Consider the following 15,273-nt stretch of genomic DNA (forward strand, 5'->3'; position numbering starts at 1 on the left):
TACATTGAAAAAAGCTATTTTTAACTGGAGCAGCGGTAAAGATTCTGCTTTAGCACTGTACAAAATCCTCCAGAATCCTGAATTTGAAATCAATTTTCTGCTAACGAGCGTAAACCAGCAATTTCAACGTATTTCGATGCATGGTGTCAGAGTCGAATTACTAGAACAACAGGCTAAAAGCATAGGAATACCTTTAAAAATCATGCAAATTCCCGAAATGCCTACTATGGAAGTGTATGAAAAAGTTATGCAGGAAACATTAGAAAAACTAAAAAATAAAGGTATTACGTATTCCATCTTTGGAGATATTTTTCTGGAAGATTTACGAAAATACCGTGAAGAAAAATTAGCAACTATGGGTTTTGAAGGCGTTTTTCCTATTTGGAAAATCCCAACAAAAGAATTAATCCATGAGTTCATTTCGTTAGGATTTAAAACTATTGTAGTTTGTGTTAACGAACGTTATCTGGATAAAAGTTTTGTGGGCAGAATAATTGACCAGCAATTTCTTGATGATTTACCAGAAAATGTAGATGCATGTGGCGAAAACGGAGAATTTCATACTTTTACTTTTGATGGTCCCATTTTCAACAAACCTATCGATTATGAAATTGGCGAAATTGTGTATCGAAAGTACGAGAAACCCAAACAAGAATCCTCAAATAATGCTTGTGATACTAGTGATACTTCCGCTTATGATTATGGATTTTGGTATTGTGATTTAATTTCGAAACATTCATAAAAACAAAAAATCCAAAATCAATTATGATTTTGGATTTTTTAATTCATGTTCTTTAATTACAATTTCTTAGCATTTTTTACCTTTTGATCCGTGATTGCAATTTCCAGTACTTCACTCATTTCTTTCACATAATGAAAAATAACTCCGCTTAGATATTCCGGTTTTATTTCGTCAACGTCACTTTTATTTTCGTGACATAAAATGATTTCTTTAATATTAGCTCTTTTGGCAGCAAGGATTTTCTCTTTAATTCCTCCTACAGGCAAAACTTTACCTCTAAGAGTTATTTCGCCTGTCATAGCAATATTTTTCTTCACTCTTTTTTGTGTAAATAAAGAAACCAGCGAAGTCAGCATTGCAATTCCTGCACTTGGACCATCTTTAGGTGTGGCACCTTCCGGTACGTGTAAATGGATATTGTACTTAGATAATAAATCAGAATTTAAGCCCAACAATTCTGCATTTGCTTTAATATATTCTAATGCAATCGTAGCCGATTCTTTCATTACCGGACCTAAATTTCCTGTAATACTCATACTTCCTTTGCCCGGAGAAAGCAAAGATTCTATAAATAAAATATCTCCGCCTACACTGGTCCATGCCAAACCGGTAACAACTCCGGCAACATCATTAGTTTCATATTTATCACGTTCCAGTCTGGGTACTCCCAAAACTTTTACAATATCTTCTTCTGTTACTTTCTTATTATACTCTTCATCCATAGCAACAGATTTTGCTGCGTTTCGGATTACCTGAGCAATTTTAGCTTCTAAGCCGCGAACACCGGACTCTCGTGTGTAGCCTTCAACAATTTTCTCTAATTGCTTTTTTCCAATAGTTAAATCTTTTGAAGTCAATCCGTGTTCTTTTAACTGACGCGGAAATAAGTGTTGCTTGGCAATTTCCACTTTTTCTTCAATCGTATAACCGGACATTTTTATAATTTCCATTCTGTCTCTTAAAGCTGGCTGAATTGCGTTCATATTATTAGAGGTAGCAATAAACATGACTTTAGATAAATCATATCCCAGTTCAACAAAATTATCATAAAAGGCATTATTCTGCTCAGGGTCTAAAACTTCCAACAAAGCAGAAGAAGGATCTCCATGATTACTATTGGATAATTTATCAATTTCGTCTAAAACAAAAACCGGATTTGATGTTCCTGCTTTTTTCAAACTTTGAATAATACGACCTGGCATTGCACCAATATAGGTTTTTCTATGACCGCGTATTTCAGCTTCATCGCGTAAACCTCCTAAAGAAATACGAACATATTCTCTTCCCAGTGCTTCAGCTACCGAACGTCCAATTGAGGTTTTACCCACTCCCGGAGGCCCTGTTAAACAAATAATTGGCGATTTCATGTCGTTTCTTAATTTTAAAACCGCTAAATGCTCAATCATCCTTTTCTTGACTTCTTCTAATCCAAAATGGTCACGGTCAAGAATTTTTTGGGCATTTTTTAAATCAAAATTATCTTTAGAAAATTCGTTCCATGGCAAATCTAAAAGCAGTTCCATGTAATTTCTCTGAATCCCGTAATCAGGTGCCTGAGGATTCATTCGGCGCATTTTTGCTAATTCTTTTTCGAATATTTTTTGCGTTTTTTCATCCCATTTTTTTTCTTTAGACTTCACTAACATCTCATCCATTTCTTCTTCCTGAGTCGAACCACCTAATTCTTCCTGAATGGTTTTCATCTGTTGGTGAAGAAAATATTCACGCTGTTGCTGATCTAAATCAAAACGTACTTTAGACTGAATATCGTTTTTCAATTCGAGTTTCTGCAACTCGACATTCATATACTTTAAAGTTTCTAAAGCTCTGTCTTTTAAATTATTAATTGCTAACAAATCTTGCTTTTCTTTCACAGAAAGGTTCATGTTAGAAGTAACAAAATTGATTAAAAAAGACTGACTTTCAATATTTTTTATTGCAAAAGTAGCTTCACTCGGAATATTAGGGCTTACTTTAATTATCTGAATAGCCAGTTCTCGCATAGAATCCAGAATAGCTAAAAATTCAGAATCTTCTTTGCTTGGTCTTTCTTCCGAAAAATCTTTAATTATTGCTGAAATATAGGGTTCCTCAGAAGTAATTGCTTCAATTTCAAAACGTTTTTTTCCCTGTAAAATTACTGTGGTCGTTCCATCAGGCATTTTAAGTACACGCAGAATACGTGCTACAGTACCAATAGAATTGATATCTTCTTTAGTAGGATCTTCAATTTCTTCATCTTTTTGAGCTACAACCCCTATAATTTTACCAGAAGCATTTGCATCATCAATTAACCGGATAGATTTATCTCTTCCTGCAGTAATTGGAATTACAACTCCCGGAAAAAGAACCATGTTTCTTAAAGGAAGAATAGGCAACGATTCGGGCAGTTCTTCGTTAATCATTTCTTCTTCGTCTTCCGGCGTTAATAATGGGATCAATTCCGCTTCTGAATCAAACTCCTGAAGTGACATATTGTCAATAGTGAGTATTTTATGTTTTGACATAGTATAATTTAAGTCTTTTTGTCATTAAACAAATAAATTCGTTCATAACAAAGTTAGTATTTCTATATTTTATAGTACTGAAAATCAATCAGTAAAATAAAAAATAATAGTTATATATTCATAATAAGACAATCATTATGCCATAATACTATAAATTAATAGCCCTCAAAAACAGATTTTACTTTTGAGGGCTATTTAATTAAAGATGCTTTTATCTAATACTCTACATCAAAAGCACCTTCGGTTATAATAAATGGTGTTGTTCCGTTAGTTGTAAAATTAAAAGTTCCCTTAATGCGATCATCCGTTTTTGAAGTAATGTTCAAAGTGCCTGAAACCGCTTTATATTCATCATTTTGATCTTCATAATATCCTTGAACATCAGCCCCAAAAGTATTTACAATAGTATAACTTCCGGTTCCTAAGGAACTTTTTATAGCAATTGCCAAATTATTTTGATTAGCATCTAAAGCGCCAATAGTTATAAAATTATTAATTTCAATAGCAGAAATATCAGTAGCTACATAATTTGTTCCTCCTACTTTTGCTGTAAAAACATCAGCCGTTTCTTCCTGACTTATGTAAGGGATATCTTTAAAGGCTCCATTTGTAAACTGCATAGCCGCTCTGGGATTATCCGAATCTGACCAATATCCTTTAAAACTAAAAGTTCCTGATATTGTTTTGGTTTGTGTATTGATACTTGTAATAATTACTGAACCCGTATTTTCCGTAGGGTTATCATCATTTACAGCCCAATAACCATACTCCGTTCCTGCTGGTGTATAAGCAACAATATTCACATTGGCAGCATAAGTTCCCGCAGCATTCCCTTCAATCAAAAATCCAAAACTATCACCCTTTGAATCAATTGCGGAAATTTCGATAAAATTTCCTGAAATAACTGCCTGAGTTTCTTTGGCTGTCCAGGTTTGTCCACTAAAATCAGCTTTAAACACTCCTGAATTTACATTTTCGCCGTCCGGATCCGGTTCAACAGTTCCATCGACAGGCTCATAAGTACATGATGTTACCAATGCAATTAAAAACAAAACTATTAACTGTAACTTAGTTTTTAACATTCTCATAAAAGAGTTTTTGATTTTTCTCAAATATAAATTATAATTTCAATACCGCAATTATTTTCTAGGTATTTTTCTTAATAAAACAACCCCAATTATAAAGAATAGAGCTAAAAATACGATAGCAAATCTTGGGCTACCGGTGATTTGATCAATAACACCATAAATGATCATTCCAATCACAATACCAACTTTCTCTGCAACATCATAAAAACTAAAGAAAGAAGCAGTATCCTTAGTTTCAGGTAACAATTTAGAATATGTAGAACGGGATAAAGACTGGATACCTCCCATAACCAAACCTACTAATCCAGCCATAATATAAAAATGCAGAGGTAACTTTATAAAATAAGCCGCTACACATAAAAAAATCCAAATGCTATTAATAAAAATCAATACCGGGATATTTCCATATTTTTCAGATGCCTTTGAAGTAGCATAAGCTCCTAAAACAGCAACAAGCTGAATTAAAAGAATACAGCTTATCAATCCTGTTGTAGCTGCTCCGGCTGACTCCCATTCAATTTCTTGTTCTCCAAAATAAGTCGCTACAAGCATTACTGTTTGCACTGCCATACTGTAGACAAAAAAGCTGATTAAATATTTTTTTAAACGTGTATTTTCCTCAAGTGAAATCCATACTTTTTTGAGTTCCTTAAATCCATTAAAGAGAATAGCCCTGGTTACTTTATGCTCTGAAGTTCTGTTTCCTTTAGGCAAATAATAATAAGTATATTGACTAAAAATAATCCACCAGATTCCTACCATGACAAAGGAATACCGCATTTGCATTATTTTTTCAGCATCAGGAGCAGTCAAAATCATTACCAAATTGACAATAAGAAGAATTACACTTCCAATATACCCCAATGAATATCCCTTAGCACTAATGGCATCCTGTTGTTCCTCAAAAGCAATATCAGGTAAATAGGAATTATAAAAAACCAGACTTCCCCAAAAACCTATTAAACCAAAAAAGTATAAAAGCAAACTAATGTAAATATGTTCGAGACTGAACCAGTATAAACCAATACACGAAAAAGCTCCTAAATAGCAAAAGAACTTCATAAAAAACTTTTTATTCCCGACATAATCAGCAATTCCGGATAAGAGTGGAGAAATAAATGCTACTTTTAAAAAAGCTGCAGCAGTTACAAAACTGATCAAAGCAGAGTTTTTAATATCAGTCCCAAAAACATGAATATACGATTGCTCTTTAGTAAACAATGCCATGTAAAAAAGCGGAAAAACTGCCGAAGCAATTACTAAACTATATACTGAATTTGCCCAATCATAAAATGCCCAGGCATTTAATAATTTTTTATCTCCTTTTTGTAATGGATTCATATCTGTTTTTTTTTGACGAATTTATTATTTTTTTAAACAGTTTCTACTTTAATTTTCTATTATTATTTGCATAAAAAAAGCCAACTCTTTCGAATTGGCTTATAAATCATTTTATTTTTTCTACTTAAATACCACTCCAAACTTGGCAGCAACTGCCTTTGCTTCTGGAACCATTGCTTTTAAATTAGCAATTCTTGTTGCGTCAGACGGGTGCGTACTCAACATTTCGGCTGGAGCCTGACCATTAGAACTCGCTGACATTCGTGTCCAGAAACTAATTGCCTCTTCCGGATTATAACCTGCAATTGCCATTAAAATCAAGCCTATTTTATCAGCCTCAGTTTCATGACTTCTGCTAAAAGGCAGCATCACTCCCACTTGCGACCCAATACCGTAATACTGTTGCCACATTTGTTGTTTTTCCGCACTTTGACTTCCTGTAGCAACAGCTACACCAGCAGCTCCTAAAGTTTGCAATTGTGAAGCACTCATACGCTGCGCTCCATGATTAGCAAGTGCGTGGGAAACTTCGTGTCCCATTACAGTAGCCAGACCGGCATCATTTTTAGTTACCGGTAAAATCCCTGAATACACTACAATTTTACCACCAGGCATACACCAGGCATTGATGTCTTTACTTTCAACTAATTTATATTCCCATTGGTATCCGTTTAAATAATCGGTTTGTCCTAATGAAGCAAGATAACGTTCAGCAGCAGTTTTAATTTTTATTCCAACCGTTTCTACTTTTTTGGCGTCAGCAGTACCGGAAATAACCTTATTTTCATTTAAAAACGTTTTATATTGCTGAAATGAAGAAGGAAACAATTCGCTGTTAGAGACAAAGTTTAATGTCTTTTTTCCTGTTAGTGGATTTGTTGCACATGAATATAATAATCCTGCAACGGCAATACCTATAAATAATAAATTCTTTTTCATAATACTTAAATTTTTCTTAACAAAAATACAATTATTATCAATTTGTATTTTACAAAATTAACTAGAATTATATCAAGATATTAATTTAGTCATTATCCCATAATATGCAGAACGTTAAAATTCTTAGGCACAATCAGATACTGATTTTCTTTGAAAAGATTGCTGTCAAAAATAATTTCCTCATTATCGATTTCTATCTTTTTTATTTCAAAAGGCAATCCTATAAAATTAATTTTAAAATTAGAATAATTGGTATCGTATTTTCCGTCTTTGTGCAATTGAATGTTAATTTCCTTTTCTTTTCCTGTTAATTGAAATGATAAAAAGCTAAATCTTCCTTTTTTATAATCATAACCATCTTGCGCATCTTCATACACCACCGATTTTTCTTTTCCTTCTTTATAATATACATCCAGCATTAATTCATCAAATTCTAATTCCCCAACATATTGCTGAACCGGATATTTAGGAATAATAGCTCCGGCTTTTACAAATACCGGAATTTCATCAAATTTACTGTCTACCCACATCTCTTTTCCTCCTTTAACCATACAGTTAGTCCAGTAATTATACCATTCTCCTTTAGGAATATACATTCTTCGTCCTAAGGAATTAGGTTCTAAAATAGGACAGACTAATATTTGGTTTCCAAAAATAAATTCATCATTTCTGTAATAAGTCTGAATATCCTCCTGATCAAAGTATACTAAAGGTTTTAACATAGGTGTACCTTCCTCAATATACTGCCAGAACATAGTATACAAATAGGGCAATAACTGATAACGAAGATTTACAAATTTTCGGGTAATATCAATAACTTCTTCATCAAAAGCCCATGGTTCCTGATTTCCATGATCTCCGGATGAATGTGTTCTGCAAAAAGGGTGAAAAACACCTAACTGAATCCATCTGGCATATAATTCTCCAGAAGGCTGCTCAGCAAAACCTCCAATATCCGATCCTGTGAATCCCATTCCTGAAATTGACATTCTTTGCACCTGAATATTAGCAATCCAAAGATGTTCCCAGGAAGCCACATTATCTCCGGTCCATGACGAAGTATAACGTTGTGCCCCCGAATAAGCAGATCGAGTTATAATAAAAGGTCTTTTAGGATACGCAAAACGCTTAACACCATGATAAGTCGCTCTGGCCATTTGTGTTCCGTAAATATTGTGTGCTTTTCGATGGCTGCAAGGATTTCCATCATAATTATGACGTACATCATTCGGGAAAGTTTTATTAGGAACTTCCATTACAGCAGGTTCGTTCATGTCATTCCATACTCCTTTTACTCCAATATCCGAAATTAACTCCTTGAATAATCCTGCCCACCATTCTCTTACCTCAGGGTTTGTGTAGTCCGGGAAATTACATTCGCCAGGCCATACCTTTCCTTTCATGTAAGGTCCATCAGCTCTTTTACAAAAATAATCCTTCTCTAAAGCTTCTTTGTAAACCCAATATTCTTTATCTATTTTTATTCCGGGATCAATAATTACAATTGTTTTAAACCCATCCTGAGCTAACTCAGAAACCATTCGTTTAGGATCAGGAAAATAATCTTTATTCCAGGTAAAACATCTAAAACCATCCATATAATCTATATCCAGATAAATGGCATCACAGGGAATCTGTAGTTCTCTGAATTTAGCAGTAACTTCTTTAACATTACTTTCAGGATAATAACTCCATTTACACTGATGGTATCCTAATGCCCATAAAGGCGGAAGTTCCGGTTTACCCGTTAAATCAGTATAAGAAGTCACTACATCCTGCATCTTAGGTCCGTAGAAAAAATAATAATTCATTTCTCCTCCATCTGACCAAAAGCTTGTTACATTTCTTCTCTCATGACAAAAATCAAAAAATGTTCTAAAGGTATTATCAAAGAAAATTCCATAGGCCTGCTTGTTGTGCAAACCCAAATAAAAAGGAACAACTTTATACAAAGGTTCCTGTTCTTTTTGAAAGGCATATTGATCCGTTGCAAAATTTTCAACTCTTTTACCCTTTAAGTTCATTTGAGTTGCCTTATCTCCTAAGCCATAAAAACATTCACCTTCTCGGGAAGCCTTACTCATTTTTACTATATTACCACCAAACTCATATGATTCTTCCCAGTGAAACCCTAATTCATCTTCTAAAAGTACATTTCCTTTTAAGTCATAAATGAAGGATCTTAAATCTATTTTGTGAATTTTACAAATAATTTTATTCGTAGTTATCTGGTAATAATTTTCTTCCTCTGTAATTTCTAAATGATTGTATCCATGAGAATGCCCCTCGTCAATTGCATATGAAAAGTCATTACTAAAATATCCTTTTGTAGTATAACGAAAACGGATGAGACTATCTCTTAATACTGTTAATTTTAAAATAACGTTGTTCTCAGTATAAAAATAAACGGAATCAACATCTTGTTTAAAAGAAACTATTTTTGATGGATATAAATCTCCTTTATATTCTAATTCTGTATTTGTAATCATGCCGATTCTTAGTTTTAATTATTATTCTCCTCCACTCTCAAACTTACAAAAAATCCTTATTATAAGTAAAGAATACTATTTTTATTCACGAAAACGATATCGCTTTTCATTGGGTTAAAAAAAAAGAAGTATTAACATTAGTTATTAATACTTCTTTATAAAAAATTGATTTATGTAGCTATTTTTAGTTCCATACAATCAATTATATATATTTAAAAACAGTCACACTTAAAGGCGGTAAAACTAATTCAGCTGAATAGTCCCGTCCGTCATAAGGTGAAGATTCGACTTCTGTTGCTACTGTATTAACAACATTACTTCCGTTGTATTTTTTAAAATCACTGTTAAAAATTTCGGTCAGTTTTCCTTTCTTTGGAACACCTATTCTGTAATTTTTTCTCACTATTTGTGTAAAATTACATACTATAATTAAATTATCTTTTGGTTCATTTCCTTTTCGGATATAAGATATAACTGCATTTTGATGGTCCGAATAATTAATCCATTCAAAACCTTCAGGACTAAATTGTTTTTCATATAAAGCCGGTTGGGATTTATATAATAAATTTAAATCCTTGATAAGTTCCTGAACACCATTATGAACTGCATATTGCAACAAATGCCAATCCAGACTTTCCTGAAAGTTCCATTCTGCCATTTGTCCAAATTCCCCACCCATAAACAATAAGTTAGCTCCCGGATGTGTAAACATATAACTGTAAAGCAAACGTAAATTAGCAAATTTTTGCCATTCGTCTCCGGGCATTCTGTCAGCAATAGATTTTTTTCCATATACCACTTCATCATGAGACAATGGCAGCATAAAATTTTCGGTAAAAGCATAGGTCATTGAAAAAGTCAGATCATTTTGATGATACTTTCTGTAAACCGTTGCTTTTTGGAAATATTTTAGCGTATCATGCATCCAGCCCATCATCCATTTCATTCCAAAACCCAGTCCGCCTACATCTGTAGGTCTTGAAACCATTGGAAATGAAGTACTTTCTTCGGCTATAGTCTGAACTCCTTCAAAATTTGAATATACTACTTCATTAAATTCTTTCAAAAAACTGATAGTATCTAAATTTTCTCTTCCCCCAAAAATATTAGGCTCCCATTCTCCATCATTTCTGGAATAATCCAGATAAAGCATGGAAGCAACAGCATCTACTCTTAAACCATCTATATGATAATAATGCAACCAGAATAAAGCATTGCTAATCAAAAAAGAGCGAACTTCGTTTCTTCCATAATTAAAAACTAAACTTTTCCAGTCTGGATGGTATCCTTTTCGGCGATCGGGATGTTCATATAAGTTTGATCCGTCAAAATAACCTAAGCCATGGGCATCATCCGGAAAATGTGAGGGTACCCAATCCAGAATAACTCCTATACCCGCCTGATGTAACTTATCTACCAAAACCATAAAATCCTGCGGATTTCCAAAACGGGATGTAGGTGCAAAATAACCGACAAGCTGGTAGCCCCAGGAAGGATCATAAGGATATTCCATAATTGGCATAAACTCAACATGAGTAAATCCCATTTCCTTTACATAACTAACCAAATCTTCGGCTAGTTCAAGATAACTTAAAAACCGGTTTCCTTCGGCACGTTTCCAAGAGCCTAAATGAACCTCATAAACGGAATAGGGTTTGTTTAAATCATTATGTTCTTTACGGGTTTTCATCCATTTAGAATCCTCCCAATTGTGATTCAAATCCCAGACTACTGAAGCTGTATGTGGTGGCTTTTCACAATAAAAGGCAAATGGATCTGCTTTTTCTGTAATAAGACCTCCGTTATTTGATAAAATTTTATACTTATAAGTAGTACCTTTTGGGATATTCGGAATAAATCCTTCCCAAATTCCGGACGAATCCCAACGAACAAAAAGTTCATGTTCGCCCTGTGTCCAGAAATTAAAATCTCCCACTACAGAAACAGAATGTGCTGTGGGTGCCCAAACAGCAAAATAAACACCCTGGACTCCATTTAATTCAATCAAATGTGCCCCTAATTTTTCATATAATTGAAAATGTTTTCCAGCTTTGAATAAGTTAATATCAAAATCAGTAAAAAGGGAATGCGAAATAACTTTACTCATAGTATTATTGGTATAATTCTAAATTTTAAAATAGAATATTGATAAAAACTGTTTGTTAACTTATTCAATTCTAAAATTATCAGGTAAAGTCACACCTTTCTTTATCACCACTATTCCATCTTTGATGGTATATAACTTTGTAGTTAAATTTTCTAAATGTGGCCCACCATTAATATATACATTATTACCTATTCGGCAATCTTTATCTACTAACGCATTGTTTATATAACATCCTTCTCCTATTCCTACTAATATCTTATTTTCTTTAGCATCTTCTTCCATATCTTCAATGCTCTGATATATATCATTACCCATTACATAGGTACTGCTGATAATGGAATCTTTACCTATTCTGGAGCGAATACCAATAACAGAATTTTTAATTTCTTTAGCATTAATAATACAGCCCTCTGAAATTAATGATTTATCAACCATTGTATTTTTAAATTTGGATGGCGGTAGTAATCGGGGTCTGGTATATATTTTATTATCGTTGTCAAATAAATTGAATTTAGGCACATCCTCAGTCAGTCCTATATTAGCTTCAAAAAACGAATCTATGTTTCCAATATCTGTCCAGTAACCTTCATATTGATAACTCAATATTTTTTTATTTCCTACTGCATTTGGAATAATCTCTTTACCAAAATCTTTTGTATCCGGATCTGCCATTAAGTCAATTAATAGCTTTTTGTTAAAAATATAAATCCCCATAGAGGCTAAATATTTTTTCCCTTCTGCTTGCATTTGTTCGCTTACTTCAGATTCCCAATCCGGCAAAAGTTCTTTGACGGGTTTCTCAATAAAGGATTCTATATTTCCTTCACTGTTTGATTTTAATATCCCAAAATCAGGAGCATCCTTAGCATTTACCGGTAAAGTAGCAATTGTTATATCAGCTTCTTTTTTAATATGTTCTTCAATCATATCATTAAAATCCATCTGATACAATTGATCTCCGGATAAAATCAAAGCATAATCAAAATTATGATTTAAAAAATGAGGCATACATTGTCTTACAGCATCAGCAGTACCCTGAAACCAGGTAGGGTTATCCGGCGTTTGTTCCGCAGCCAGTATATCTACAAATGCCTGACTAAAAGCACTAAAAACATAGGTATTCTTGATATGTGCATTGAGTGAAGCCGAATTAAATTGTGTTAATACAAACATTCTGTAAATATCTGAATTCATACAATTTGATATCGGTATATCAACTAATCTGTATTTTCCTCCAACTGGTACCGCAGGTTTTGATCTGGCTTCTGTCAATGGATACAATCTGGATCCTTGACCGCCTCCTAAGATAATTGCAATAACGTTTTTTCTTTTTGCCTTCATATTTTGTTTAGTATTAAGTTGTACATTTCTATATATTCCTGACTTGCTTTTTCCCAGGAATGATCCGTGCTCATTCCTTTTTTTCTAATTTCATTCAAATGCTCTTTATCTTCGTACAAACTTACCGCCCTTTGAATGGAATAACAGATATCTCCAACAGAAGACTGGTCATGACAAATTCCGTTTCCGTTATCCCCAAAATCAATTACAGTATCTTTCAATCCTCCTGTTCTTCTTACTATAGGAACTGTTCCATATCGTAACGAATACATTTGATTTAGTCCGCATGGTTCTACTCTTGAAGGCATCAGTAAAAAATCTGCCCCCGCATAAATTAAATGAGCTAATTCTTCATTGTATCCAATGAAGGTATTATAATTTCCTTTATAATCTGCTAATAAGCTATTGAGTTGATTTTCAATTTGTGCATTTCCGGAACCTAATATTAAAATATTAATTTCTTTATAATTTTCTGAAAGAGCTAAAGCCGAAGCCTGAGGTAATAAATCACCTCCTTTTTCATCCCATAATCTGCCTATAAAGCTAAATAAGGGTTTTGAGGGATCTAAATTAAAAAGTGTACAAAGTGTTTCTTTATTCTGTTGCTTACCTTGTTCAAAATTTTGTATCGAATAATTTTTTTCCAGCATTTTATCCTTTGAAGGATCCCAAACCTCTGTATCAATTCCGTTTAAAATTCCTTTTGATTTATAACGCACTATATTAAATAAGGATTCTAATCCATTAGCCGAATTATTGATTTCATTTAAATAACTTGGTGAAACAGTAGTAACTGCCGAAGCACATTTTATGCCTACTGCTAAGGAATTTATTTGATGATCCCACTCCAAAATTTTAGTATGAATTGAATCAAATTCCGGAAAATAATTCAATTTATCAAAACTAAACTGCCCCTGATACAAACCATTATGAATCGTTAGCATCGAAGGTGTATTCAACAATTTATGATATTTAAAACAATATTGCATCATAAAAGGTATTAATCCCGTATGATGATCATGACAATTAATAACATCCGGCATCGATGCCCTTCCTATAATCCAATCCAGTGTAGCTATCTGAAAAGCCATAAACCGTTCTATATCATCCTCATATCCATAAACATTTTTTCTGTCAAATAGCTCCGGAATTTCCATTAAATACAATTCAAAACCTAACTTATCAGTAGTCTCTTTAAGAACACTAAAAGGAAAATTAAAATTACCTAATTGAACACTCCCCCAATGAACACATTCAAAATCATTATCACTTCTGAATTTAGTTTCATAACAAGGCATCACAACTCTTAATTTATGCCCCGCTTTATTCTGATATTTTGGCAAAGCTCCAACCACATCTGCTAAACCGCCTACTTTAGCCACTGGATAGCATTCTGCACTTATATGAAATATTTCCATTTATTGTTTTCAGTTTATTTAAGGTTAAAAAAATATAATATAAAATAGATTCGTTAAATTACCTCCAAATCAATATAAATTAAGTCAAAATTGAATTTTTAAAGCTTTTCTAAATATACTAAAAAACAGAAACAATTTCAGTAAAAATGAAAAAAATTACCATTAAAAACAAAGTTTTTTAATCCCGAAAACTCTTGAAAAATATTATTTTTGATAAATTGATTTTGATTTTGATAATTTAAAAATAATTAAAGATTATATCATCATTTTCTCATATTCTACTGCTTAAAATTATGTAATTATAATTCCAAAAACAGAACATTCCTATAAAAAGTAATAATTTAATAACAATTAGAAAATAAAAATGAACTTATTTAATGAGAATATCTCCTGGAAAGAAGAATTACATCCGATATTAAAAAAATACCATCACAGAAAACATCCATTAAAGTATCATAATCTATATCAGCTAATAGTCATGGTAATCTTATCTGCACAGGATTCTGACAATAACATAAACGATATTGCACCTGATTTATTCCGTGCCTTCCCTAATATGAAAAGCATTGCAGATGCTACAAAAAAAGAATTAATTCCATATCTCTCCGGAGTCAAATATCACGACACTAAAATTAATTGGTTATTAGAGATAGCTAAAGAAATTAAAACGGAAGAAAACATTCCACTCACAATGAACGCCTTAACCTCCTTAAAAGGTATAGGACGTAAATCCGCCAATGTAATTCTAAGAGAAGCGGGTTTAGATGCAGAAGGAATAATCACCGATCTACATGTAATTCGGGTTGCACCCAGAATAGGATTAATTACCGCTACAAAAAACGGACTTAAAGCGGAAAAAGAATTAATGGCTATCCTACCAAAAGAGAGCTGGAACGAAGCAGGTATGGCTATTTCATTTCTGGGCAGGGAAATTTGCCGTCCAAAACCAAAATGTCCAGAATGTCCAATTTTGAAAGTTTGTCAATATCCATTCAAAAATATCAGATAAAAACAACTAAACTCAATTACTATAAAAAGTATTCCATATAAAGAGAAATCTTTCATAAAAAGAGTCTTAGCTGAGACTCCGAAACAAAAACAATTTGTTTGGTGTATGATTATTTCAGGACGGGACAAGTCCAAAACAAAAACCCTGTTTCTATCGAAACAGGGTTTATAGAATCTGAAACAAGTTCAGGTTAAAGAAAGGCGACGAACCGAGCTGTTAGGCGAACAGGTCGTACCTATAAAAAAAAGAGCCCCAACCTTTTCAGGTTGGGGCTCAATAAAGAAAGGCGACG

At 33.1% G+C, this 15,273-nt stretch carries 10 protein-coding genes; 2 read left to right on the top strand and 8 right to left on the bottom strand.

What is annotated here, in order from left to right:
• The first annotated feature begins 4 nt into the window (after positions 1-4).
• The gene (locus tag ABS764_RS13290; RefSeq protein WP_408082290.1) at positions 5-742 is read left to right on the top strand and encodes a Dph6-related ATP pyrophosphatase; all 738 of its coding nucleotides are present in this window, start codon (positions 5-7) and stop codon (positions 740-742) included.
• 56 nt (positions 743-798) lie between these two features.
• On the opposite strand, the gene lon is transcribed toward ABS764_RS13290, so the two are convergent.
• The 8 genes from lon to ABS764_RS13330 form a co-directional block, all read right to left on the bottom strand.
• Entirely contained in the window at positions 799-3,249 is a 2,451-nt protein-coding gene (lon, locus tag ABS764_RS13295; protein WP_408082291.1) for an endopeptidase La, read from the bottom strand.
• A gap of 215 nt (positions 3,250-3,464) precedes the next feature.
• Positions 3,465-4,337, bottom strand: a complete 873-nt coding sequence (locus ABS764_RS13300; RefSeq protein WP_408082292.1) for a DUF6252 family protein — start codon at positions 4,335-4,337, stop codon at positions 3,465-3,467.
• A 51-nt stretch (positions 4,338-4,388) separates the two neighbouring features.
• Positions 4,389-5,678, bottom strand: coding sequence for an MFS transporter (locus tag ABS764_RS13305; protein WP_408082293.1), 1,290 nt, complete (start codon positions 5,676-5,678; stop codon positions 4,389-4,391).
• Positions 5,679-5,798: 120 nt separating this feature from the next.
• Positions 5,799-6,617, bottom strand: coding sequence for a M48 family metallopeptidase (locus ABS764_RS13310; RefSeq protein WP_408082294.1), 819 nt, complete (start codon positions 6,615-6,617; stop codon positions 5,799-5,801).
• 92 nt (positions 6,618-6,709) lie between these two features.
• The gene (locus ABS764_RS13315; RefSeq protein WP_408082295.1) at positions 6,710-9,106 is read right to left on the bottom strand and encodes a glycoside hydrolase family 31 protein; all 2,397 of its coding nucleotides are present in this window, start codon (positions 9,104-9,106) and stop codon (positions 6,710-6,712) included.
• Between the two features lie 202 nt (positions 9,107-9,308).
• Positions 9,309-11,213, bottom strand: a complete 1,905-nt coding sequence (gene glgB, locus ABS764_RS13320) for a 1,4-alpha-glucan branching protein GlgB (protein ID WP_408082296.1) — start codon at positions 11,211-11,213, stop codon at positions 9,309-9,311.
• Between the two features lie 60 nt (positions 11,214-11,273).
• On the bottom strand, positions 11,274-12,554 hold the full coding sequence (locus tag ABS764_RS13325) for a glucose-1-phosphate adenylyltransferase (RefSeq protein WP_408082297.1): 1,281 nt from the start codon (positions 12,552-12,554) through the stop codon (positions 11,274-11,276).
• Positions 12,551-13,972: a glycogen synthase gene (locus ABS764_RS13330; RefSeq protein WP_408082298.1), complete on the bottom strand. Its 1,422-nt coding sequence runs from the start codon at positions 13,970-13,972 to the stop codon at positions 12,551-12,553. Before ABS764_RS13330 ends, ABS764_RS13325 begins: the two co-directional genes overlap by 4 nt.
• Positions 13,973-14,336: 364 nt before the next feature.
• On the opposite strand from ABS764_RS13330, the gene ABS764_RS13335 reads away from it, so the two are divergent.
• Complete coding sequence (locus tag ABS764_RS13335) at positions 14,337-14,981, top strand: endonuclease III domain-containing protein (protein WP_408082299.1); 645 nt, start codon at positions 14,337-14,339, stop codon at positions 14,979-14,981.
• The last annotated feature ends 292 nt before the right edge of the window (positions 14,982-15,273 follow it).

Source organism: Flavobacterium plantiphilum, assembly GCF_046000495.1.
Taxonomy (GTDB): Bacteria; Bacteroidota; Bacteroidia; order Flavobacteriales; family Flavobacteriaceae; genus Flavobacterium; species Flavobacterium plantiphilum.

Bases quoted from the DNA above. Each gene is read 5' to 3' on its own strand.
- lon (WP_408082291.1), bottom strand. From the start codon at position 3,249: ATGTCAAAACATAAAATACTCACTATTGACAATATGTCACTTCAGGAG.
- ABS764_RS13300 (WP_408082292.1), bottom strand. From the start codon at position 4,337: ATGAGAATGTTAAAAACTAAGTTACAGTTAATAGTTTTGTTTTTAATT.
- ABS764_RS13305 (WP_408082293.1), bottom strand. From the start codon at position 5,678: ATGAATCCATTACAAAAAGGAGATAAAAAATTATTAAATGCCTGGGCA.
- ABS764_RS13310 (WP_408082294.1), bottom strand. From the start codon at position 6,617: ATGAAAAAGAATTTATTATTTATAGGTATTGCCGTTGCAGGATTATTA.
- ABS764_RS13315 (WP_408082295.1), bottom strand. From the start codon at position 9,106: ATGATTACAAATACAGAATTAGAATATAAAGGAGATTTATATCCATCA.
- glgB (WP_408082296.1), bottom strand. From the start codon at position 11,213: ATGAGTAAAGTTATTTCGCATTCCCTTTTTACTGATTTTGATATTAAC.
- ABS764_RS13325 (WP_408082297.1), bottom strand. From the start codon at position 12,554: ATGAAGGCAAAAAGAAAAAACGTTATTGCAATTATCTTAGGAGGCGGT.
- ABS764_RS13330 (WP_408082298.1), bottom strand. From the start codon at position 13,972: ATGGAAATATTTCATATAAGTGCAGAATGCTATCCAGTGGCTAAAGTA.
- ABS764_RS13335 (WP_408082299.1), top strand. From the start codon at position 14,337: ATGAACTTATTTAATGAGAATATCTCCTGGAAAGAAGAATTACATCCG.